Annotated in this window: 21 protein-coding genes; 1 reads left to right on the forward strand and 20 read right to left on the reverse strand. The window is 58.0% G+C overall.

The genetic code is table 11. The annotated features are described in order from the left end of the window. Window positions 1-14: 14 nt before the first annotated feature. From ACM1ZW_RS08805 to ACM1ZW_RS08815, 3 genes are all read right to left on the reverse strand, one after another. Complete coding sequence (locus tag ACM1ZW_RS08805; RefSeq protein ID WP_017341621.1) at window positions 15-2,045, reverse strand: pyridoxamine 5'-phosphate oxidase family protein; 2,031 nt, start codon at window positions 2,043-2,045, stop codon at window positions 15-17. Between the two features lie 61 nt (window positions 2,046-2,106). Further along, complete coding sequence (locus ACM1ZW_RS08810) at window positions 2,107-2,733, reverse strand: glutathione S-transferase family protein (protein ID WP_416740422.1); 627 nt, start codon at window positions 2,731-2,733, stop codon at window positions 2,107-2,109. Between the two features lie 131 nt (window positions 2,734-2,864). Beyond that, window positions 2,865-3,767, reverse strand: coding sequence for a LysR family transcriptional regulator (locus tag ACM1ZW_RS08815; RefSeq protein ID WP_416740423.1), 903 nt, complete (start codon window positions 3,765-3,767; stop codon window positions 2,865-2,867). A gap of 111 nt (window positions 3,768-3,878) precedes the next feature. Here ACM1ZW_RS08815 and ppk2 point away from each other — a divergent pair, with 111 nt between their 5' ends. Further along, a complete protein-coding gene (gene ppk2 / locus ACM1ZW_RS08820) occupies window positions 3,879-4,700 on the forward strand; it encodes a polyphosphate kinase 2 (protein ID WP_017341624.1) in 822 nt (273 codons plus the stop codon). A gap of 69 nt (window positions 4,701-4,769) precedes the next feature. Here the strand turns inward: ppk2 and glmS are convergent, their stop codons facing one another. The 17 genes from glmS to mnmE all read right to left on the reverse strand — a co-directional run bounded on the left by glmS (window position 4,770) and on the right by mnmE (window position 22,387). Then, entirely contained in the window at window positions 4,770-6,602 is a 1,833-nt protein-coding gene (gene glmS / locus ACM1ZW_RS08825; protein WP_017341695.1) for a glutamine--fructose-6-phosphate transaminase (isomerizing), read from the reverse strand. A gap of 1 nt (window position 6,603) precedes the next feature. Then, window positions 6,604-7,380 (reverse strand): DeoR/GlpR family DNA-binding transcription regulator, encoded by a 777-nt coding sequence (locus ACM1ZW_RS08830; protein WP_017341696.1) that lies wholly within the window; start codon window positions 7,378-7,380, stop codon window positions 6,604-6,606. Window positions 7,381-7,477: 97 nt separating this feature from the next. Beyond that, a complete protein-coding gene (gene glmU / locus ACM1ZW_RS08835; protein WP_017341697.1) occupies window positions 7,478-8,845 on the reverse strand; it encodes a bifunctional UDP-N-acetylglucosamine diphosphorylase/glucosamine-1-phosphate N-acetyltransferase GlmU in 1,368 nt (455 codons plus the stop codon). 118 nt (window positions 8,846-8,963) lie between these two features. Next, window positions 8,964-9,389, reverse strand: a complete 426-nt coding sequence (locus ACM1ZW_RS08840) for a F0F1 ATP synthase subunit epsilon (protein ID WP_007969909.1) — start codon at window positions 9,387-9,389, stop codon at window positions 8,964-8,966. Between the two features lie 45 nt (window positions 9,390-9,434). Beyond that, on the reverse strand, window positions 9,435-10,814 hold the full coding sequence (gene atpD, locus ACM1ZW_RS08845; RefSeq protein ID WP_008155715.1) for a F0F1 ATP synthase subunit beta: 1,380 nt from the start codon (window positions 10,812-10,814) through the stop codon (window positions 9,435-9,437). A 27-nt stretch (window positions 10,815-10,841) separates the two neighbouring features. Beyond that, entirely contained in the window at window positions 10,842-11,702 is an 861-nt protein-coding gene (gene atpG, locus ACM1ZW_RS08850; protein ID WP_017341698.1) for a F0F1 ATP synthase subunit gamma, read from the reverse strand. A gap of 50 nt (window positions 11,703-11,752) precedes the next feature. Continuing rightward, a complete protein-coding gene (gene atpA / locus ACM1ZW_RS08855; RefSeq protein ID WP_017341699.1) occupies window positions 11,753-13,297 on the reverse strand; it encodes a F0F1 ATP synthase subunit alpha in 1,545 nt (514 codons plus the stop codon). Window positions 13,298-13,318: 21 nt separating this feature from the next. Then, window positions 13,319-13,855 carry a F0F1 ATP synthase subunit delta gene (locus ACM1ZW_RS08860; protein ID WP_017341700.1) on the reverse strand — a complete coding sequence of 179 codons (537 nt, stop codon included), beginning with the start codon at window positions 13,853-13,855 and terminating at the stop codon, window positions 13,319-13,321. 12 nt (window positions 13,856-13,867) lie between these two features. Beyond that, entirely contained in the window at window positions 13,868-14,338 is a 471-nt protein-coding gene (locus ACM1ZW_RS08865; RefSeq protein ID WP_008027535.1) for a F0F1 ATP synthase subunit B, read from the reverse strand. Between the two features lie 56 nt (window positions 14,339-14,394). Then, window positions 14,395-14,652, reverse strand: a complete 258-nt coding sequence (gene atpE / locus ACM1ZW_RS08870; protein WP_002555987.1) for a F0F1 ATP synthase subunit C — start codon at window positions 14,650-14,652, stop codon at window positions 14,395-14,397. 133 nt (window positions 14,653-14,785) lie between these two features. Further along, window positions 14,786-15,655, reverse strand: coding sequence for a F0F1 ATP synthase subunit A (gene atpB, locus ACM1ZW_RS08875; RefSeq protein ID WP_017341701.1), 870 nt, complete (start codon window positions 15,653-15,655; stop codon window positions 14,786-14,788). Window positions 15,656-15,671: 16 nt separating this feature from the next. Next, window positions 15,672-16,079, reverse strand: a complete 408-nt coding sequence (locus ACM1ZW_RS08880) for a F0F1 ATP synthase subunit I (RefSeq protein ID WP_010465473.1) — start codon at window positions 16,077-16,079, stop codon at window positions 15,672-15,674. Window positions 16,080-16,227: 148 nt separating this feature from the next. After that, window positions 16,228-17,100: a ParB/RepB/Spo0J family partition protein gene (locus tag ACM1ZW_RS08885; protein WP_008027541.1), complete on the reverse strand. Its 873-nt coding sequence runs from the start codon at window positions 17,098-17,100 to the stop codon at window positions 16,228-16,230. A gap of 9 nt (window positions 17,101-17,109) precedes the next feature. Then, window positions 17,110-17,907, reverse strand: a complete 798-nt coding sequence (locus ACM1ZW_RS08890; RefSeq protein ID WP_017341702.1) for a ParA family protein — start codon at window positions 17,905-17,907, stop codon at window positions 17,110-17,112. Between the two features lie 18 nt (window positions 17,908-17,925). Further along, complete coding sequence (gene rsmG / locus ACM1ZW_RS08895) at window positions 17,926-18,570, reverse strand: 16S rRNA (guanine(527)-N(7))-methyltransferase RsmG (protein WP_017341703.1); 645 nt, start codon at window positions 18,568-18,570, stop codon at window positions 17,926-17,928. Continuing rightward, entirely contained in the window at window positions 18,567-20,465 is a 1,899-nt protein-coding gene (mnmG, locus tag ACM1ZW_RS08900) for a tRNA uridine-5-carboxymethylaminomethyl(34) synthesis enzyme MnmG (RefSeq protein ID WP_226298302.1), read from the reverse strand. The genes rsmG and mnmG overlap by 4 nt, the downstream gene beginning before the upstream one ends. Window positions 20,466-21,016: 551 nt before the next feature. Then, window positions 21,017-22,387: a tRNA uridine-5-carboxymethylaminomethyl(34) synthesis GTPase MnmE gene (gene mnmE, locus ACM1ZW_RS08905; RefSeq protein WP_017341705.1), complete on the reverse strand. Its 1,371-nt coding sequence runs from the start codon at window positions 22,385-22,387 to the stop codon at window positions 21,017-21,019. Between the last annotated feature and the right edge of the window lie 39 nt (window positions 22,388-22,426).

The raw sequence follows: 22,426 nt of genomic DNA on the forward strand, positions 1-22,426 counted from the left end.
GCGTCCGTGAGATGCTACAGGTCGAGCACCAAAGGCTGCGAGCCCTGCGCCGGAATCGCACAACAAATCAGGACGCTTCCTTCATCCGGCACTTCCGCTGGCGGCTGTGGATAATTCACCTGGCCGCTGATCAGGCGGGTCTTGCAGGTCCCACAGGAGCCGCCGCGGCAACTGAATTCCGGACGCAAGCCACGGCTTTCCGCCAACTCCAGCAAACTGCCGCCATCGGGTTGCCAGCGGGCTTCTTTGGCCGAGCGCTGGAACACCACCGGCACCGAGGTGGTTGCGCCGGGCGGTTGCTCGATGACCACCGCGTCGGGGTCCGGCTGGCGACGCAAGGTCGACGGGCCGAAGGTTTCGGCGTGAATCCTGCTGTCACGGATGTCCAGTCCCCGAAGGCTGTCGTACAGCCCTTGGGTAAAACTGCCCGGGCCGCAGAGGACAAAGTCCAGCTGATCGTAGTCCTCCTCTTCAAGGATGGACTGGAGCAAAGCCGTGTCGATCCGTCCGGTCAAATCAAAGTCTTCGCCCTCGTGAGCATCGGCCTCCGGCTGACTGAGCAGACGCAGCACCCGCACCGCGCCACCCGCACTCTCGAGCAGGCGATCGAGCTCGGGTCGAAACGGTTGATCGGCCAACGTGCGCGAACTCTGGAAAAACCATGTCGGACGAATGTGCCGGGTGCGCAGGCCTTGATACACCACCTCCCGCACCATCGACAGCAGCGGCGTAATGCCTACCCCGGCAGCCAACAACACCAGCGGCCGACGTTCATGGGCTGCCACGGTGAAATGCCCCTGCGGTGCGCGGGCTTCCAGCAGATCACCGACACGAACCTGCTCATGCAGGTACGACGACACCAGCCCTTCACGTTTTACGCTGATGCGGAAAAAATCATCGGACGGCGCGCTCGACAAGCTGTAAGTGCGGATATGCACCTCATCGCCAATGTTGAACCGCAGTGGCAAATGCTGCCCCGCCTGAAATACCGGCAACCCTGCGTCATCGGCGGGCTCCAGATAGATTGAGCGGATGTTGTGGCTTTCCGCTTCGATCCGCGCCACTCGCAGCGGCCGCCAACGATCACCCAGGGCCTGGGCTTGCAGACGGGCGCTGGCCTGTTCCCAGGTGCCGGTCAGCAGACTGGTGGGTGAAACGCCATCGAAGCGCCAACGCAAAGCCAACGCGGCCGGCCGGCGCACCACCTGCTCCACCTCGAATGTCCACAGACGCTCGGCGCCTTGAAAGGCTTCGACCTGCGGGCCTTCAAGGATGACTTCGGTACGACCACTGAGGTGCAGCAAGTCGCCCGAGTTGAAATCGATAAACAGCAAACCTGCCCGGGGATTGATCAGCAGATTGCCCAAGGTATTGAAGAACAGGTTGCCGGCGAAGTCCGGGATGGTGAGGCGATTACCTTCCACCCGTACGAAACCGGATTGGCCGCCGCGGTGGGAAACGTCCACTGAGCGCTGGCCATCAATATCCACATAACTCGCGACGAACAACGTGTCGGCGTCGGCGATCATGGCTTTGGCCGCGTCATCCAGGCCATTCAGGTGTTGCGCAATGCGCGTCGCCGGATCCGCCAGCGGCACCGAGCGAAACTGGCGCAATTGAATGTATTGCGGACAGTTGCCGAAGGACTGTTCGACCGTGACAGCAAAACCCTCTGCCGTTACGGCGCCGACGCGACCATTGAGGCGGTTGCGCCGCCGTGTATGCAATTCGATTCCCAGCAATCCGATCGCCGCGCCATCACGCAATTGCGCAGGGTCATCCGCCCCCGGCAGGCTGTTGAACTGCAACGCATCCGGCTCGGGCGAGTGGGCGAAACCCGGTGGCCCTTCGAGAATGCTGGCCCAAGGATTACCGTCGGCGTCCACCGCGCCGTACAGCATGAACGGCAGTTGCTCATAGAATGTACGGTGCTGGTCCGGCATCTCGGTGCGAACCACCCTACGCCCCAACGTCTCCATTCGCTCGGCAACACCGACGTGTGCCTGCATCTGTTTCTCGCCAGCGTGCCAAGGTGAACGGTCCATAACGGCTTCTCCCCGCGCCATGAGCGCAGTGTGGACGGCCCGACAAGGTCGGGCCGCAGCATCAGGCAGTTTTTTGCAGGCCGACGACGGTGCGCGGCATACCAACAAAACCAGGCAAGGCTTCGATACGCGCGAGCCAGGCTCGTACATTGGCGTAGTTTTCGAGCGAGACATTGCCTTCGGGCGCATGGGCGATGTAGCTGTAGGCCGCGACGTCGGCAATGGTCGGTTCGGTGCCAACCAGATAAGGCGAAGCCGCCAGTTCCTGATCGATCTGTTTGAGCCAGATGTGAGAGTAGGCAATCACCTCTTCAGCGTTATATGCCGCACCAAACACAGTGATCAGCCTTGCCCTGGCCGGACCAAAGGCAATCGGGCCGGCCGCCACAGACAACCAGCGTTGCACCTTCGCCGCGCCAACCGGGTCGGCCGGCAACCAGCGACCGTTGCCATATTTTTGCGCCAGATAAACCAGGATTGCGTTGGAGTCGGCCAGCACCACGCCTTGATCCTCAATGGCCGGAACCTGCCCGAAAGGATTAATCGCCAGGTAATCCGGCTGTTTGTGCGCACCTTTGGCCAGATCAACCAGGATAAGCTCGGTCGGCAGTTGCAGCAGGGACAGCATCAGTTCCACACGGTGAGCATGGCCGGAGCGCGGGAAGTTATAGAGTTTGATCGCTTGCATGGTCGACTCCACTGGGGTGATGGTGCCGTCCAGGACAGATCAGCACCGATGGCCGCTATCTTCCACCCGCAACCAAAACAACAGAATAGCCAGCAAGTGCAATCCATTATTTCACCCAGTGAAATAAACCATCAGCCCTGCAAGTCCGGGTGTTCCCGCAAGGCCTTCACCGTGAAGTCCACAAAACTGCGAATCCGCGCGGGGGCGTTACGCCCGCCCTGGTAAACGACATGGATGGGCAGCGGCGGCAGTTCGAAGTCAGCCAAAACGATTTCCAGCTCTGCGGACGCGACTTTGCTGGCGACCTGATAAGACAGGACGCGGGTGAATCCCAACCCCAGGCACGCGGCCGTAATGGCGGCCTGATTCGCCGTCACCACCAGGCGTGGTTCCGGTCGAACATTCAGTGGCGCTCCGGCGTCAAGAAAGGGCCAGCTTTTCATTTGACCGATAGCGGACGTCGCAATAACCGCTGCGCGGGTCAGATCCTGAGGATGGGTCGGCCTGCCATGCGCCTCAAGAAATTGCGGAGAAGCACAAATCACCCGGCGCACTTCACCGACGCGAATCGCATGCTGATTACTATCGGGCAGCTCACCGATACGCACCGCCACATCGATCCCCTCTTCGACCATGCTCACCACTCGATCGACCAGCAACCCATTGATGCAGACCTCAGGAAACTGTGTCAGATAACTCACCATCACCGGCGTGACAAACAAATCGCCAAACAGTACTGGCGCCGTAATCGTCAGTTGCCCGCGAGGTTCTGCGTGACTGCCCGCCGCCGAGTCCTCCGCTTCCTGCACCTCAGCGAGAATTCTCCGACAGTCTTCCAGATACCGCTGACCTGCCTCGCTCAAATGCACACTGCGGGTGGTGCGCGTCAGCAGCAACGTGCCAATGCGTTTTTCCAGCGCGGCCACTGCACGGGTGACACTGGCCGCCGACATACCCAAACGCCGCGCCGCCGCCGAGAAACCTTGGTCCTGGGCTACAGCGGCGAAAACCTGCATTTCCTGGAATCGGTCCACTGGGCATGTCCTCCATTCAGATAAAAATCGCAACCGTCAGGCTGCGATTTTGAGCGCGACGTCGAAAACGACCTAGTCTGACATCACCGGGAAAAGAGTGAGGGCTTGGTCATGGCGAAGAACAAGAAGCGGGCACAAAAGCAGCCAATGGCTGACAGCTCGAAAATGAACAACAAAGACTACCTGAAAGCACTGCGCGAACTGCACGTCGAAACCGTCAAGCTGCAGGAGTGGGTGCGACACAAAGGCATCAAGGTGTGCATCGTTTTTGAGGGTCGCGACGGGGCTGGCAAGGGCGGCACCATCAAGGCGTTGACCGAGCGGGTGAGCCCGCGTGTCTTCCGGGTGATAGCGCTAACCGCACCTACCGAACGCGAGAAAAGTCAGATGTATGTGCAGCGCTACCTGCCGCATCTGCCGGCGGCTGGCGAAGTGGTGATCTTTGATCGCAGTTGGTACAACCGCGCCGGCGTGGAGCGGGTGATGGGGTTCTGCACCCAGGAACAAGTGGATAGCTTCCTGAAGGCCATCCCTCTAGTCGAGCGCGCGATCGTCGATTCAGGTGTCATTCTGATCAAGTACTGGCTGGAAGTGAGTCCGGAGGAGCAGACACGACGGCTTCAGGCTCGCATCAAGGACGGACGCAAAATCTGGAAACTCACCGGCATGGACCTCAAGTCCTACAGCCGCTGGTATGACTATTCACGGGCACGTGACGACATGTTCAAGATGACCGACACCGACCATGCACCGTGGTTGGTGGCCAACTCGAACGACAAGCGACGGGCGCGCCTGAACATCATCACCGACCTGCTCAGTCGCATTCCCTATGAGGATGTTCCGAGGGAAACCGTGAAGTTGCCCAAACGCCAGAAGCCGGGCGGCTATCGAGAACCGGATTACCCACTGCGGTTGATTGCGGAAAAATTCTGAGCTGAATGTAAAAGGGGCAAGATCCTGTCAATGACAGCGACCTCGCCCCTTGTTTCAGCTGTGGATAACTTATTCCACCGTCACCGATTTCGCCAGGTTACGCGGCTGGTCAACGTCCGTGCCTTTCAATACCGCGACGTAGTACGACAGCAACTGCAGCGGAATGGTGTAGAGGATCGGCGACAGGATGTCGTGGATGTGCGGCATGTGCACAACATGGGTGCCTTCGCCGTTGGTCATGCCGGCCTGCTCGTCGGCGAAGACGATCAGTTGGCCGCCACGGGCGCGGACTTCCTGAAGGTTGGACTTCAACTTCTCCAGCAGTTCGTTGTTCGGCGCCACGGTCACCACAGGCATGTCGTTATCCACAAGCGCCAACGGCCCGTGTTTCAGCTCGCCAGCCGGATAGGCTTCGGCGTGGATGTAGGAGATTTCCTTGAGTTTCAAGGCACCTTCCATCGCCACCGGGAACTGCGCGCCACGACCGAGGAACAGCGTGTGATGCTTCTCGGCGAACAACTCGGCGATTTTTTCCACGGTGCTGTTCATCGCCAGAGCTTCGCCAAGACGTGTTGGCAGGCGACGCAGTTCTTCGACCAGTGTGGCTTCGACGCCTTTAGCCAATGTGCCGCGAACCTGACCCAGGGACAGGGTCAACAACAGCAAGCCGACCAGTTGAGTAGTAAACGCTTTGGTCGATGCGACACCGATTTCGCGACCGGCATGCGTCAGCAGAGTCAGGTCGGACTCACGCACCAGCGAGCTGATGCCGACGTTGCAGATAGCCAGGCTGGCGAGGAAACCCAGTTCCTTGGCGTTGCGCAGCGCAGCCAGCGTGTCGGCGGTTTCGCCGGACTGGGAAATGGTCACGAACAGGGTGTCGGGCTGCACCACCACTTTGCGGTAGCGGAATTCACTGGCGACTTCGACCTGGCACGGAATGCCGGCCAGTTCTTCGAGCCAGTAACGGGCAACCATGCCGGCGTGATAACTGGTGCCGCAAGCGACGATCTGCACGTTACGCACTTTGGCGAACAACTCGGCGGCCTGAGGGCCGAACGCCTGCACCAGCACGCCGTTCGGGCTCAGACGACCTTCGAGGGTGCGTTGCACAACAGCCGGTTGTTCGTGGATTTCCTTGAGCATGAAGTGACGGAATTCGCCCTTGTCAGCCGCTTCGGCGCCGTCACGGTACTGCACGGTTTCACGGGTGACGGCATTGCCGCTGACGTCCCAGATCTGCACGTTGTCTCGACGAATTTCGGCGATATCGCCTTCTTCCAGGTACATGAAACGGTCAGTGACCTGACGCAGGGCCAACTGGTCGGAGGCGAGAAAGTTTTCCCCCAGACCCAGTCCGATCACCAACGGGCTGCCACTGCGGGCAGCGACCAGGCGATCCGGTTGATCGGCACTGATCACGGCCAGACCGTAAGCACCGTGCAGCTCTTTCACGGTGGCCTTGAGCGCCACGGTCAGATCCTTCAGATCCTTGAGTTTGTGATTCAGCAGATGGGCGATGACTTCGGTGTCGGTGTCCGAGGTGAACACGTAACCCAGCGCCTTGAGTTGTTCGCGCAGGGCTTCATGGTTCTCGATGATGCCGTTGTGCACCACTGCCAGATCGCCGGAGAAATGCGGGTGCGCATTACGCTCGCACGGCGCACCGTGTGTGGCCCAGCGAGTGTGAGCGATACCGAGGCGACCGATCAGCGGCTCGGCTTCAAGTGCCAGTTCCAGCTCGCTGACTTTGCCTGGACGACGCATGCGCTCAAGCTTTGCATCGTTGGTGAAGATCGCCACACCGGCGCTGTCATAGCCACGGTATTCGAGGCGTTTGAGGCCTTCGAGCAGGATGGCGGTGATGTTACGTTCTGCGACTGCGCCGACAATTCCACACATGCTATTTCTCCTGACTGACAGCCGCGCAAATCAAAGTGATACCGCGGGCCTGAATCTGATCCCGTGCCTCAAGCGGCAGGCGATCATCGGTAATAAGGGTATGGACACTGCTCCAGGGCAGTTCCAGGTTGGGAATCTTGCGGCCGATCTTATCGGCCTCGACCATCACGATCACTTCGCGGGCGACATCGGCCATGACCCGGCTCAGTCCCAGCAATTCATTGAAGGTGGTGGTTCCACGTACCAGGTCGATGCCATCGGCACCGATGAACAACTGGTCGAAATCGTACGAGCGCAGAACCTGCTCGGCGACCTGCCCCTGGAAGGATTCGGAGTGCGGATCCCAAGTGCCGCCCGTCATCAACAGCACCGGTTCGTGTTCGAGTTCGCTCAGGGCGTTGGCGACGTGCAGGGAATTGGTCATCACCACCAGGCCAGGTTGCTGCCCCAGTTCGGGGATCATCGCAGCGGTCGTGCTGCCGCTGTCGATGATGATCCGTGCATGCTCGCGAATCCGCGTGACGGCAGCGCGAGCGATGGCCTGCTTGTATTTGGAGACTGGCTGACCGATGTCGGCCACCAATTCCTGAGGCATGGTGACGGCACCGCCGTAACGGCGTAGCAACAAGCCATTGCTTTCGAGCGCCGCCAGATCCTTGCGAATCGTAACTTCCGAAGTTTCGAAACGCTTGGCCAGCTCATCCACACTGACTTCGCCCTGCTCATTGAGCAAGGCGAGGATATTGTGACGACGTTGGGGAGTATTGCGTTTCGACATGGCTTAGTAAGTTTCGATTCGAAAGATAACAGAAGCAATCAAAACCTATCGGCGAAACTTCGTCAAGCGAGACGCGACAAAAAGATCTGTGGATAACTCAGCTCTTCTTGATTTTCTCCGGCCGCTTCCAGCCGTCAATGTTCTTCTGGCGTGCACGGCCCACAGCCAATTGTGCGTTATCCACATTCTGCGTAATGGTCGAGCCGGCGGCGGTGGTCGCACCGCTGGAGATATCCACAGGCGCCACCAATGAGTTGTTGGAACCGATGAACACATCCTCACCGAGGACGGTTTTCCACTTGTTGGCGCCGTCATAGTTGCAGGTGATGGTGCCGGCGCCGATGTTGGTGCGCGCGCCGATTTCGGCATCGCCCAGGTAGGTCAGGTGACCGGCCTTGGCGCCTTCGCCCATATGCGCGTTTTTCAGCTCGACAAAGTTACCCACATGGGCGCGAGCCTCCAGGACTGTGCCGGGACGCAGGCGAGCGAACGGTCCGGCATCGCTGCCTTCTCCAAGAATGGCGCCTTCGATATGACTGTTGGCCTTGATCACCACGCCTTTACGCAGAGTGCTGTCCTTGATCACGCAATTCGGACCGATCACCACGTCGTCTTCGATGACGACTTTGCCTTCGAGGATCACGTTGATGTCGATCAGCACATCGCGGCCGACGGTGACTTCACCACGCACGTCGAAACGCGCCGGGTCACGCAGGGTCACGCCTTGAGCCATCAAACGACGACCCGCGCGCAATTGATAGTGACGCTCAAGTTCAGAGAGCTGCTTGCGATCGTTGGCGCCCTGCACTTCCATGGCGTCGTGAGGCTGTTCGGTCGCCACGACCAAACCGTCGCTGACCGCCATGGCAATCACGTCAGTCAGGTAATACTCGCCCTGGGCGTTGTTGTTGGAGAGACGACTCATCCAGCCACCCAACTGCGCGAACGGCAGCGCCAGGATGCCGGTATTGCCTTCAGTGATCGAGCGCTCGGCTTCGCTGGCGTCTTTTTGCTCGACGATCGCCGTGACCTTGCCGGCGCCATCGCGGACGATGCGGCCATAGCCGGTCGGGTCGTCCAGTTCGACGGTCAGCAAACCCAATTGCTGCGGTGCAACGTGCTTGAGCAGGCGCTGAAGGGTTTCGACTTCGATCAACGGCACGTCGCCGTACAGAATCAAAACGGTGTCGGACTCAATGAATGGCACGGCTTGAGCTACCGCATGACCAGTACCCAGCTGTTTGTCCTGCAGGACAAAATTCAGATCATCCGCCGCCAGACGCTCACGAACGGCATCGGCACCGTGGCCAATCACCACGTGGATGCGCTGTGGATCAAGTTGTCGAGCGCTGTGGATAACGTGGCCAAGCATCGAGTTGCCGGCAATCGGGTGCAGCACTTTCGGCAATGCCGAACGCATGCGAGTGCCCTGACCAGCAGCGAGGATAACGATTTCAAGAGACATGACTGGCTACCAATCCTGGGGTGGTCAGCGGCTGTGACCAGGTTTATTAAATTCGGAAAAGAAAAAAGGGTAGCCGAGGCTACCCTTTTTAATCAATCGCGCAACAAGTGATGGCCTGTTAGTGGCCGAACTTCTTGCGGATCTGCTGGACGGTGCGCAGCTGAGCTGCAGCCTCGGCCAGACGTGCGGCAGCAGAACCGTAATCGAATTCCGCGCCCCGCTCATGCAAGGCCTTCTCGGCAGCCTTAACGGCTTCCTGAGCGGAGGCTTCGTCCAGGTCGGCAGCTCGTTGCACGGTGTCGGCAAGAACCTTGACCATGTTCGGCTGAACCTCGAGGAAACCACCGGAGATGTAATACACCTCCTCTTCCCCGCCCTGCTTGACCAGGCGGATCGGGCCAGGCTTGAGATTAGTGATCAGTGGCGCGTGGCCCAGGGCGATACCAAGATCACCCAGTGCACCGTGCGCAATCACCATCTCGACCAGGCCGGAAAAGATTTCTCCTTCCGCACTGACGATATCGCAATGGACTGTCATAGCCATCTGATTGCCTCAAACTAAATTAGCGCCCGTTGCCGGGCGCCGGGATTACAGTTTCTTGGCTTTCTCGATCGCTTCTTCGATGCCGCCGACCATGTAGAACGCTTGTTCTGGCAGGTGGTCGTAGTCACCGTTGAGGATGCCTTTGAAGCCAGCAATGGTGTCTTTCAGGGAAACGTATTTACCCGAAGCACCGGTGAAGACTTCAGCCACGAAGAACGGCTGCGACAAGAAACGCTGGATCTTACGAGCACGGTTTACCAACTGCTTGTCGGCTTCCGACAGCTCGTCCATACCCAGGATCGCAATGATGTCCTTCAGTTCTTTGTAACGCTGCAGAACATACTGTACACCGCGAGCGGTGTCGTAGTGGTCCTGGCCGATCACGTTCGGGTCCAGCTGACGCGAAGTCGAGTCGAGTGGATCGACCGCCGGGTAGATACCCAGGGAAGCGATGTCACGGGACAGAACGACGGTGGCGTCCAAGTGGGCGAAGGTGGTCGCTGGCGACGGGTCAGTCAAGTCATCCGCAGGTACGTATACCGCCTGGATCGAGGTGATCGAACCGTTCTTGGTCGAAGTGATACGCTCTTGCAGAGTACCCATCTCTTCGGCCAGGGTCGGCTGGTAACCTACTGCGGAAGGCATACGGCCCAGCAGTGCGGATACTTCAGTACCGGCCAGGGTGTAACGATAGATGTTGTCGACGAACAGCAGAACGTCGTTACCTTCGTCACGGAACTTCTCGGCCATGGTCAGGCCGGTCAATGCTACGCGCAGACGGTTACCCGGCGGCTCGTTCATCTGACCGTAAACCAGTGCCACTTTGTCCAGAACGTTGGAATCCTTCATCTCGTGGTAGAAGTCGTTACCCTCACGAGTACGCTCACCCACACCGGCGAACACGGAATAACCGCTGTGCTCGATGGCGATGTTACGGATCAGTTCCATCATGTTTACGGTTTTGCCTACACCGGCACCACCGAACAGACCGACTTTACCGCCCTTGGCGAACGGGCAAACCAGGTCGATAACCTTGATGCCGGTTTCCAGCAGGTCGTTGCCGCCCGCTTGTTCAGCGAAGGTTGGCGCAGGACGGTGAATGCCCCAACGCTCTTCGGTGTCGATCGGGCCTGCTTCGTCGATCGGGTTGCCCAGTACGTCCATGATCCGGCCCAGCGTCGCTTTACCGACCGGTACGGAGATGGCAGCGCCAGAGTCGGTGACTTCCAGACCGCGCTTCAAGCCCTCGGTGGAACCCATCGCAATGGTACGAACCACGCCGTCGCCCAGCTGCTGCTGAACTTCCAGGGTGGTTTCGGCCGCGCTCACTACTTTCAGCGCGTTGTAGATGCTCGGTACGCTGTCGCGTGGAAATTCCACGTCGATAACGGCGCCGATGATTTGAACGATACGTCCGCTACTCATAGCTGGATCCTCTGAATATTTGAACCGTTAAACCGCGGCAGCGCCGCCGACGATTTCCGAGATCTCTTGGGTGATCGCAGCCTGACGCGCCTTGTTGTAGACCAGCTGCAAATCGCTGATCAAATCACCGGCGTTGTCGGTAGCGTTCTTCATCGCGATCATCCGCGCAGCTTGTTCAGCCGCGTTGTTCTCGACCACCGCCTGGTAGACCTGCGACTCCACGTAACGGACCATCAAGCCGTCAAGCAGCTCTTTGGCGTCCGGTTCGTACAGATAATCCCAGTGGTGCTTGAGTTCTTGATCCGGGGTTGCCACCAGTGGAATCAACTGCTCCACGGTAGGATGTTGCGTCATGGTGTTGATGAACTTGTTGGACACCACGGACAGGCGATCAATACGGCCGTCCAGATAGGCATCCAGCATCACCTTGACGCTGCCGATCAGGTCATTGATCGACGGCTCTTCACCCAGGTGGCTGATAGCTGCTACGACGTTACCGCCGAAGTTGCGGAAGAAAGCCGCACCCTTGCTACCAACAACACACAGATCAATCTCGACGCCGTTTTCGCGGTTTACCGCCATGTCCTTGACCAGAGCCTTGAACAGGTTGGTGTTCAAGCCACCACACAGACCACGGTCACTGCTCACCACGACGTAACCGACGCGCTTTACTTCACGGTCGATCATGAACGGGTGGCGATATTCCGGGTTGGCGTTGGCCAAATGACCAATAACCTGGCGGATGCGCTCCGCGTAAGGACGGCTAGCAGCCATGCGCATTTGTGCCTTGCGCATTTTACTGACCGCCACTTTTTCCATGGCGCTGGTAATCTTTTGCGTGCTTTTGATGCTCGCAATCTTACTGCGAATCTCTTTTGCGCCTGCCATGTAACACCTATCAGGTTAGCAAGCGGGAGCCTTGCGGCCCCCGCTGCGGCTTACCAGGTTTGGGTGGCCTTGAACTTCTCGATACCGGCTTTCATGCCAGCGTCGATTTCGTCATTGAAGTCACCCTTCACGTTGATCTTCGCCATCAAATCGGCGTGATCGCGGTTGAAGAAAGCAATCAGCGCTTGTTCGAAGCTGCCGATCTTGGCGATTTCAACGTCAGTCAGGAACCCACGCTCAGCGGCATACAGCGACAGCGCCATGTCAGCGATCGACATTGGTGCGTATTGCTTCTGCTTCATCAGCTCGGTAACGCGCTGACCATGCTCAAGTTGCTTACGGGTCGCTTCGTCCAGGTCAGAAGCGAACTGGGCGAATGCCGCCAGTTCACGGTACTGAGCCAGAGCGGTACGGATACCACCGGAGAGCTTCTTGATGATCTTGGTCTGAGCGGCACCACCCACACGGGATACCGAAACACCGGCGTTCACAGCAGGACGGATCCCGGAGTTGAACATGGCCGATTCCAGGAAGATCTGACCGTCGGTGATGGAAATCACGTTGGTCGGAACGAACGCGGAAACGTCGCCAGCCTGGGTTTCGATGATCGGCAGTGCGGTCAGGGAACCGGTTTTGCCGGTCACTGCGCCGTTGGTGAACTTCTCTACGTATTCTTCCGAAACGCGGGATGCGCGCTCGAGCAGACGGGAGTGGAGATAGAACACGTCGCCTGGGTAAGCTTCACGGCCTGGTGGACGGCGCAGCAGCAGGGAAATCTGGCGGTAAGCCACTGCTTGCTTGGACAGATCGTCATAAACGATCAGCGCGTCTTCACCGCGGTCGCGGAAGAATTCACCCATGGTGCAACCGGAGTACGGTGCCAGGAATTGCAGTGCTGCAGATTCCGAAGCGCTCGCTGCCACGACGATGGTGTTAGCCAGTGCGCCGTTTTCTTCCAGCTTGCGAACCACGTTGGCGATGGTCGATTGTTTCTGACCGATTGCTACGTAGACGCAGAAAATGCCGCTGTTTTTCTGGTTGATGATCGCGTCGATCGCCAGAGCGGTTTTACCGATCTGACGGTCACCGATGATCAGCTCACGCTGGCCACGGCCGACAGGGATCATGGCATCGACAGCCTTGTAGCCAGTCTGTACAGGCTGGTCTACCGACTTACGCCAGATCACGCCTGGAGCAACTTTCTCGACCGCATCGGTCTCGGTGTTGTTCAGCGGACCTTTGCCGTCAACTGGGTTACCCAGTGCGTCGACTACGCGACCCAGCAGTTCCTTACCAACCGGAACTTCGAGGATGCGGCCGGTGCACTTGGCGCTCATGCCTTCAGCCAGGGACTGGTAGGCGCCCAAAACTACGGCACCAACGGAGTCCTGCTCCAGGTTGAGAGCCATACCGAAGACGCCGCCCGGAAACTCGATCATCTCGCCGTACATTACGTCGGCCAGACCGTGAATCCGCACGATACCGTCAGATACGCTGACGACAGTGCCTTCGTTACGGGCTTGGGAGGTCACATCGAGCTTGTCGATGCGGCCCTTGATAATTTCACTTATTTCGGAAGGATTGAGTTGCTGCATTGCTCTGCTGCCCCTTCAAACTCAAGATTTCAATGCTTCGGCAAGGTTCGCGAGTTTGCCGCGAACCGAGCCATCGATAACCAGGTCGCCGGCGCGGATGACAATGCCCCCAATAAGGGATTTGTCTTCCTCGACTTGCAGGCGCACTTCCCGGTTGAGTCGTGCACTGAGAACCTTGGCGAGTTTGTCTTGCTGTTCTTGGTTCAATGCAAAAGCACTGGTCACTTCAACGTCTACCGACTTCTCTTGTTCGGCCTTGTACAGGTCGAACAGAGCGGATATCTCCGGCAACAGCGGGAGACGGTCGTTTTCGGCAACGACGTTGATGAAGTTCTGTGCCTTCACATCAAACTTGTCGCCGCACACGTCAATAAACGTGGCGGCCTTGTCTGCGCTCGTCAGTCGCGGGGCCTTGAGCACGCGCTGCATGGTGTCGTCTTGCGACACTGCTGCAGCCAGGCCGAGCATGGCTGACCAAGAGGCCAGTTGCTGGTGGGCCTGGGCGTGCTCGAAGGCTGCCTTAGCGTAAGGTCGGGCCAACGTGGTCAATTCTGCCATGATCGCCCTCGCTTAAATTTCAGCAGCCAGTTTGTTTACCAGCTCCGCGTGCGCGTTTTGATCGATTGTGGCACCCAGGATCTTCTCGGCGCCGCCGACGGCCAGTGCACCCAGTTGGGCACGCAGCGCGTCTTTGACACTGTTCAGTTCCTGCTCGATCTCGGCCTGAGCCTGAACCTTCACACGGTCAGCGTCGATACGGGCTTTTTCAACAGCCTCTTCAACGATCTGGTTACCGCGTTTCTTGGCTTGCTCAATGATTTCAGCTGCCTGAGCCTTAGCTTCGCGCAGTTGTTGACCCGCTTTATCTTGGGCCAACTCCAGGTCGCGAGCTGCTCGGGCGGCAGCGTCCAGTCCATCCGCGATCTTCTTCTGACGTTCGTGCAAAGCCGCGATGACCGGAGGCCACACGAACTTCATGCAAAACAGTACAAAAATGAAGAACGCAACGGACTGGCCAATCAGGGTTGCATTAATGTTCACGCCAACACCTCGCTCGTTCGTTGCACATCAAACCAATCACTCGAAGGTTCGAGTGATTAGCCAGCGAGTTGACCAACGAATGGGTTCGCGAAGGTGAAGAACAGAGCGATACCAACACCGATCATGGTTACGGCGTCGAGCAGACCGGCAACGATGAACATTTTAACTTGGAGCATTGGAACCATTTCTGGCTGACGCGCTGCGCCTTCCAGGAACTTGCCGCCCAACAGGCCGAAACCAATTGCGGTACCCAGTGCGCCCAGGCCGATCAACAGTGCAACAGCGATAGCGGTTAGACCAACTACAGTTTCCATCTTTCCTCCCGACTTTTACGTCGTATGGTTTAGGTTTTTTAGATTTTAAAGCGGTAAAACAAATCGTTTCATAGCCCTGTTCGGGCACCCACCCGTTTGACCGGGTGGGACATCAGACTAGTCGAGACTGGTCTTAATGGTTCTCTTCGTGCGCCATCGACAGGTAAACGATGGTCAGCATCATGAAGATAAACGCCTGCAGGGTGATGATCAGGATGTGGAACACAGCCCACGCCCACTGCAGAACTATGCCCAGGCCGCTAAGCCAGAGCAGACCGCTGCCGAACATCACAGCAATCAGAATGAAGACCAGTTCGCCGGCGTACATGTTGCCGAACAGACGCAGTGCCAGCGAGATTGGCTTGGCCACCAGCGTCACGAACTCCAGCAGGAAGTTCACCGGAATCAGCAGGGCCTGAACGAAGATGTTCTTACTGCCGAACGGGTGCAGGGTCAGTTCGCCGATGAAGCCGCCGATACCCTTGACCTTGATGCTGTAGAAAATGATCAACGCGAACACCGACAGGGCCATGCCCAGGGTAGCGTTCGGGTCAGTGGTCGATACGGCACGGAATGGAATGTGCGCATCACCAGTGATCAGGATGGCCAGCTGAGGAATCCAGTCGACCGGGATCAGGTCGACGGCGTTCATCAGGAAGACCCAGACGAAGATGGTCAGTGCCAGCGGTGCAATCACCGGGCTACGGCCATGGAAGCTGTCTTTCACGCTGCCATCGACGAATTCGACCAATACTTCAACGAAGTTCTGCAAAGCACCAGGCTGACCGGAAGTCGCCTTCTTCGCCGCCATGCGGAAAAGAAGAACGAAGATCAGACCCAAAGCGACCGACCAGCCGAGAGTATCGACGTGGAAAGCCCAGAAGCCCATTTCTTTGGCTTCTGCTGCGGTGTGGGCAAAACCCCACCCGCCGGTTGGGTGCTGACCGAAGGTCAGGTTCTGCAAGTGGTGCTGGATATAGCCCGAAGCGGTTGTTTCTGCCATGGTTGCCTCAAACGCCCTAAGGTCTCGAAAGTCTTGTTCTCATCAGCAGGGGCGCGAACCAGCTGACCAGTTGGGTCAACACGAAGACGCCGAATACTGCTAGCGGCGCCAATGGCTTCACACCTGCGAACGTCAATGCAAAGAGCACTGCCGTCAAAATCAGTTTGCCCGCCTCACCGGCATAAAAAGACCGGACGATGGCTTGAGCTGCTCGGGCGCCGGAAAACCGAAATGCCCTGTGAGCGAAATAAACATTGGGTAGCAAGGCTATCAGGCCTCCGCAGAGTCCCGAGTACCCGGCAACGACTCCGTGCCATTGCCAGAGCGCCAAAGCGGCGATCAGCAAAACGACAAACTGAGCCATCAACACCGGAAAAACTGCCAGGCGATGGAACGGCAAGCGGTTTGGCGTGCGGCTTTCCATCACAATTACTCCCCAATGGTCGGCTGCCAGAATTCAATAACTTGGCATAATTTGTGCCGACAAAATGCGCGCAGAGTATAGGGGCGGTTCTGCCCCTATTCAACTGTCAGGTAGTGATTTCCGACTGCACGCTACATGAGGAAATGTTTCAGCGAATGTGCGCAAGCACACCCTGAAGCTCATCGAGGGAGTTGTAACCGATCACCAACTGCCCCTTCCCCTTCTTTCCGTGTCGGATCTGCACCGCAGAGCCTAGCCGCTCGGCCAGACGCTGCTCGAGTCGGGCGATATCCGGGTCCGGTTTTACCGGTTCGGCAGGCTCCTGTTTGCCACTCAACCACTGGCGAACCAGTGCCTCAGTCTGGCGCACAGTCAGCCCCCGTGCGACAACATGTCGCGCCCCTTCAACCTGTTGATTTTCCGGCAAACCAAGCAAAGCACGCGCATGACCCATTTCCAGGTCGCCGTGGGACAGCATGGTTTTGATAACTTCCGGCAACGCGATCAAGCGTAGCAGGTTGGCCACGGTCACGCGGGATTTGCCCACCGCTTCGGCCACTTGTTGCTGAGTCAGCTGGAATTCCTGCTGCAAACGCTGCAGGGCGACCGCTTCCTCGATCGGATTGAGGTCTTCGCGCTGGATGTTCTCGATCAGTGCCATGGCGATGGCGGTTTCATCCGGCACATCGCGAACCATCGCCGGGATGGTTTCCTGGCCAGCCTGCTGGCTGGCGCGCCAGCGGCGTTCGCCGGCAATGATTTCGAAGCGACCGCTGCCGATCGGACGAACCACGATCGGCTGCATCACCCCTTGGGCCTTGATCGACTGCGCCAGTTCTTCCAGCGCTTGCGGGTCCATGTCCCGACGTGGCTGGTACTTGCCGCGCTGGATCAGGTCCAGGGGCAGATGCTGCAGCTCACGCTGATCGGCTTGTACGGCCTGCTCTTCCAGCGAGCTGACAGTCGGACCGCTCAGCAGTGCATCCAGTCCACGTCCGAGACCTCGTTTCTTGACGGCCATGGGGATTCCTTAAGTTGGCTGAGCAGCGGCGGTGCGTGAGTTTTTGCGCTGACGGCGAACCATCTCGCCCGCCAATGCCAGATAGGCAATGGCGCCCCGTGATGTTTTGTCGTACGCCAGCGCCGGCATGCCATAGCTTGGCGCTTCGGCCAGGCGGATGTTGCGCGGAATGACGGTGTCGTAGAGCTGCTCGCCGAAGTGTTCCTTGAGCTGAGCCGACACGTCATTCATCAGGCTCAGGCGCGGGTCGTACATCGTGCGCAACAAGCCTTCGACTTTCAGGTTCGGGTTCAGCAGTTCAGCGATGCGCTTGATGTTATCCACAAGGTCGCTCAAGCCTTCGAGCGCAAAGTACTCGCACTGCATGGGGATAATGACCCCGTCAGCCGCGACCAGAGCGTTCAGTGTCAGCATCGACAGCGACGGCGGGCAGTCGATCAAAATGTAATCGTAGTTTTCACGGATCGGCGCCAACGCGCTGCGCAAGCGGCTTTCCTTCATCTGCATTTCCAGCAGGACCACTTCGGCCGCGGTCAGGTCACGGTTGGCCGGCAACAGCTGGTAACCACCATGCTCGGAGTAGTGCATGGCCTGGGCCAGATCACACTCGCCGATCAGCAGGTCGTAAACCGAATTTTCCAGGCCGTGTTTATCCACACCGCTGCCCATGGTGGCGTTGCCCTGTGGATCAAGATCGATCAACAGCACCCGGCGCTTGGTAGCGACCAGGGAAGCTGCGAGGTTGATGCAGGTGGTGGTTTTACCCACACCACCTTTTTGGTTCGCTATCGCGAATACCTTAGCCATTCTTGCTTGTGTTCCCAATCATGCCGTGCGGCGCAGTATCAGCAGATGGCGTTGGCCTTGGCAACCAGGTACGGCCAGGGCGTGTTCGCTATCGAGGTGGAAGTCTGCCGGCAATGCTACCAGCTCATCGGCTGGATGAACGCCCTTCATTGCCAGCCAGCGTGTATCGGCGTCGCCGAGGTGCCGCGTCCAGTTGCTGAAGTTCTCCATGCTGCTGAACGCCCGGGAGATGATCCCGTTGAATGGCTGCGCAGGCTGGAAGGCTTCGACGCGACTGTGGATAACTTGCAGGTTATCCAGTTTGAGTTCGAGTTTGACCTGGGTCAGGAAGCGGGTTTTCTTGCCGTTGCTGTCCAGGCAGGTCACTTGCGACGCTGGAAACAGGATGGCAAGCGGTATACCCGGCATGCCGCCACCGCTGCCAACGTCCAGCCAGCGGCCGTTTTCGATGAACGCCATCACGCTCAAACTATCGAGCAGGTGACGCGAGACCATTTCGTCCGGATCGCGAACGGCGGTCAGGTTGTAAGCCTTGTTCCATTTGATCAACAGGGCCAGATAGCCCAGCAATTGCGCGTGCTGGGTTTCGGTCAGTGTGACACCGAGCTGGCGAGCACCTGTGGATAACTCTTCTGCGTGTTGCGAGGTGACCAACGAACTCAAGCGCTTTGCTCCAACTGACGGCCCGCGCCGCGTTTTTTCAAATGAATCATCAACAGCGAAATCGCTGCCGGGGTAACGCCCGGAATACGCGACGCCTGGCCCAGGGTCTCTGGACGGGTCGCACCGAGCTTGCTCTGGATCTCTTTCGAGAGACCGGAAATGTTCGTGTAATCGATATCCACAGGCAGTTTTGTATCTTCGCTGGCCCGCAGACGGGCGATTTCATCCTGTTGGCGATCGATGTAGCCGGCGTATTTGGTCTTGATTTCAACCTGCTCGGCAACCTGTGGATCTTCTGCGCCACCACCGGTGACGGCGATCAGACCAGCGTAGTCGATTTCCGGACGGCTCAGCAGGTTGAGCAAGTTGTATTCGTGGGTCAGTGGAGTGCCGAATTTTTCGGAAATCGCATCGCCCTGCTCGGTGCCCGGGCGAACCCAGGTGCTTTTCAGACGTTGTTCTTCCAGAGCGATGCTTTCGCGTTTGGTGCAGAAAGCCGCCCAGCGCGCATCATCGACCAGACCCAGTTCGCGACCTTTTTCGGTCAAGCGCAGGTCGGCGTTGTCTTCGCGCAGGATCAGGCGGTATTCGGCGCGGGACGTGAACATCCGGTACGGTTCCTGAGTGCCCAATGTAATCAGGTCATCGACCAAAACGCCGATGTACGCCTCGTCGCGACGCGGGCACCAGGCGTCTTTGCCCTGCGCGCGCAGTGCCGCGTTGGCACCGGCCAGCAAACCTTGGGCCCCGGCCTCTTCATAACCGGTGGTGCCATTGATCTGTCCGGCGAAAAACAGGCCGCCAATCACTTTGGTTTCCAGGCTGTACTTCAGGTCGCGAGGATCGAAATAGTCGTATTCGATGGCGTAGCCCGGACGCACGATGTGCGCATTCTCCATGCCGCGGATCGATTGCACGATCTGCAATTGCACGTCGAACGGCAGGGAAGTGGATATCCCGTTCGGGTAGAGCTCGTGGGTGGTCAGCCCTTCCGGTTCGATGAAGACCTGGTGGCTTTCCTTGTCGGCAAAGCGGTGGATCTTGTCTTCGATTGACGGGCAATAACGCGGGCCGATGCCTTCGATCAACCCTGCATCGGAATACATCGGCGAACGGTCGAGGTTCGCTGCGATGATCTCGTGGGTTCGGGCGTTGGTGTGGGTAATCCAGCAGCTCACCTGTTTCGGGTGCTGCTCTTTGGAACCCATGAACGACATCACCGGGATCGGCGTATCGCCGGCTTGCTCGGTCATCACCGAGAAATCAACCGATCGACCGTCGATGCGCGGCGGTGTCCCTGTTTTCAAGCGGCCAACACGCAGCGGCAATTCACGCAGACGATGAGCCAGGGCAATCGATGGCGGATCACCGGCGCGACCACCGGAATAATTCTGCATGCCGATGTGGATAAGTCCACCGAGGAAGGTGCCAGTGGTCAACACCACGGAATCCGCGAAGAAACGCAGGCCCATTTGGGTGACAACACCGCGCACCTGTTCCTGCTCGACGATCAGGTCATCAGCGGCTTGTTGAAATATCCACAGGTTCGGCTGGTTCTCCAATGCTTCGCGGACAGCGGCCTTGTACAGAACCCGGTCTGCCTGAGCGCGAGTTGCACGCACGGCAGGGCCTTTGCGGCTGTTCAGAACGCGAAACTGGATGCCACCTTTATCGGTCGCCATGGCCATCGCGCCGCCGAGGGCATCGATTTCTTTCACCAGATGGCTTTTGCCGATCCCGCCGATGGCAGGGTTGCAACTCATGGCACCGAGGGTTTCCACGTTATGCGTCAGCAACAGGGTTTTTGCACCCATGCGTGCTGAGGCCAGTGCTGCCTCGGTACCGGCATGACCGCCGCCGATGACGATCACTTCAAAACGGGAAGGGAAATCCACCACGCACCTCGTGCCTGCTTCAGTTAGGTAATCAGGAATAGTTTGAGCTCAGGTTTTTGGACCTGGGCGGCAAGTATAGGGACTTCGCCCTTCCTAAAGAACCCTTTGCACAAAATTTAACCAGCTGTGGAGAAGTCGGGGTTATAGAAATTAAAAAGAGAGAAATTTATTAAATCTTTGTTTTTATGTTTATTTCTACTGAGGCACATTTCTGTGGATAGATTTATACAGCCCTTTAAATTCAATATGTACAGAGATTCAAAACCCTGTGGTCATGTGCCAATGAGGGCCTTGGATAACCGGTGTAAGCCTGTGGATGAAAGGGGTGGTTATCCACAGAGGCGGTTATCTTCAGTTTTGAGGCCCTGTTATCAACTGACCTTAGTGGCAGTTATTCACAGGGCTTAATCCACAGAAAGATGGTGATTGGTCAAATTCCAGGCATGGAAAATCCACCCAAGCAGAAAGAATCTGCCCGGCACTGGAGACAATTCAAGAAAAGGAAGGAGAACAGACAGGCACGAACGGCCTGTCTGTGGATAACGGAAAGACTATTTACCGATACAGAAGCTGGAAAAGATTCGTCCCAGCAGATCATCGGAGCTGAATGCGCCGGTGATTTCACCCAAAGCGTGCTGTGCCTGGCGCAAATCCTCGGCCAGCAATTCACCGGCACCTGCCAGGGTCAGCTGTGCACGTCCATGTTCGAGGGAAGCACTGGCATGACGCAATGCTTCAAGGTGACGCCTGCGAGCACTGAAGCTGCTTTCCGAGGTCTGCTCATAGCCCATGCAGGCCTTGAGGTGGTCACGCAGCAATTCCAGGCCCTCGCCTGCAGACTTGGCGCTGAGGCTGATGGTGACGTGCCCATCCTCGCTGACTTCCAGGGCAATAGCTTCACCGGTCAGGTCTGCCTTGTTACGGATCAGTGTGACTTTGGCCGGATCCGGGCGGGTCTCGAGGAACTCCGGCCATAGCGCGAACGGATCGAGTGCTTCGGGAGCGGTGGCATCGACGACCAGCAGCACGCGATCTGCCTCGCCGATGGCTTTCAATGCCCGTTCCACACCGATTTTCTCGACCTGATCCTCGGTGTCCCGCAGGCCTGCCGTATCGACCACGTGCAACGGCATGCCATCAATGTGGATATGTTCGCGAAGAATGTCCCGGGTGGTGCCGGCAATCTCGGTCACGATCGCCGCTTCTCGTCCGGCCAGGGCGTTCAGCAAGCTGGATTTGCCAGCGTTCGGCCGACCGGCGATGACCACCGTCATGCCGTCACGCAACAACGCACCCTGCCCGGCTTCTCGCAGTACGGTGGATAACTCGTCGCGAACTTTGTCGAGCATGCTCAGCACGTGGCCATCGGCAAGGAAGTCGATTTCTTCTTCAGGAAAATCGATCGCCGCTTCGACATAGATACGCAGGCCAATCAGTTGCTCGGTGAGGTTATGCACACGGTCGGAAAAGGCGCCCTGCAAGGAACGCAGTGCATTTCGCGCTGCCTGTGCAGAACTTGCCTCGATCAAATCGGCGATGGCTTCAGCCTGGGCGAGGTCGAGTTTGTCGTTGAGGAACGCACGCTCACTGAATTCACCCGGACGGGCCAGACGGCAGCCCAGTTCCAGACAACGTTTGAGCAGCATATCGAGAACAATCGGGCCGCCATGGCCCTGGAGTTCCAGCACATCTTCACCGGTGAACGAGTTCGGCCCCGGGAAATAAAGCGCGATGCCTTGGTCCAGCACCTCATCGTTTTCACTCAGGAACGGGCCATAGTGGGCAAATCGCGGCTTGAGTTCACGACCACTGAACGCTTTGGCCGCAACGCTCGCCAATGGCCCGGAAATACGGACGATGCCCACACCGCCGCGACCTTGAGCGGTGGCGACGGCAGCGATGGTTTCACGAGGAACGCTCATAAACCGGTATCCAGACAAAAGTGACAGATAGCAAAACGC

The sequence above is a fragment of the Pseudomonas sp. NFX71 genome (genome assembly GCF_048079215.1).
Taxonomy (GTDB): Bacteria; Pseudomonadota; Gammaproteobacteria; order Pseudomonadales; family Pseudomonadaceae; genus Aquipseudomonas; species Aquipseudomonas fluorescens_B.

Coding starts and splice junctions, on each gene's coding strand:
- atpD (WP_008155715.1), bottom strand. CDS start 10,814: ATGAGTAGCGGACGTATCGTTCAAATCATCGGCGCCGTTATCGACGTG.
- atpE (WP_002555987.1), bottom strand. CDS start 14,652: ATGGAAACTGTAGTTGGTCTAACCGCTATCGCTGTTGCACTGTTGATC.
- atpG (WP_017341698.1), bottom strand. CDS start 11,702: ATGGCAGGCGCAAAAGAGATTCGCAGTAAGATTGCGAGCATCAAAAGC.
- ACM1ZW_RS08860 (WP_017341700.1), bottom strand. CDS start 13,855: ATGGCAGAATTGACCACGTTGGCCCGACCTTACGCTAAGGCAGCCTTC.
- ppk2 (WP_017341624.1), top strand. CDS start 3,879: ATGGCGAAGAACAAGAAGCGGGCACAAAAGCAGCCAATGGCTGACAGC.
- glmS (WP_017341695.1), bottom strand. CDS start 6,602: ATGTGTGGAATTGTCGGCGCAGTCGCAGAACGTAACATCACCGCCATC.
- ACM1ZW_RS08830 (WP_017341696.1), bottom strand. CDS start 7,380: ATGTCGAAACGCAATACTCCCCAACGTCGTCACAATATCCTCGCCTTG.
- ACM1ZW_RS08805 (WP_017341621.1), bottom strand. CDS start 2,045: ATGGACCGTTCACCTTGGCACGCTGGCGAGAAACAGATGCAGGCACAC.
- ACM1ZW_RS08810 (WP_416740422.1), bottom strand. CDS start 2,733: ATGCAAGCGATCAAACTCTATAACTTCCCGCGCTCCGGCCATGCTCAC.
- glmU (WP_017341697.1), bottom strand. CDS start 8,845: ATGTCTCTTGAAATCGTTATCCTCGCTGCTGGTCAGGGCACTCGCATG.
- mnmE (WP_017341705.1), bottom strand. CDS start 22,387: ATGAGCGTTCCTCGTGAAACCATCGCTGCCGTCGCCACCGCTCAAGGT.
- ACM1ZW_RS08890 (WP_017341702.1), bottom strand. CDS start 17,907: ATGGCTAAGGTATTCGCGATAGCGAACCAAAAAGGTGGTGTGGGTAAA.
- ACM1ZW_RS08880 (WP_010465473.1), bottom strand. CDS start 16,079: ATGGAAAGCCGCACGCCAAACCGCTTGCCGTTCCATCGCCTGGCAGTT.
- ACM1ZW_RS08885 (WP_008027541.1), bottom strand. CDS start 17,100: ATGGCCGTCAAGAAACGAGGTCTCGGACGTGGACTGGATGCACTGCTG.
- ACM1ZW_RS08840 (WP_007969909.1), bottom strand. CDS start 9,389: ATGGCTATGACAGTCCATTGCGATATCGTCAGTGCGGAAGGAGAAATC.
- atpB (WP_017341701.1), bottom strand. CDS start 15,655: ATGGCAGAAACAACCGCTTCGGGCTATATCCAGCACCACTTGCAGAAC.
- atpA (WP_017341699.1), bottom strand. CDS start 13,297: ATGCAGCAACTCAATCCTTCCGAAATAAGTGAAATTATCAAGGGCCGC.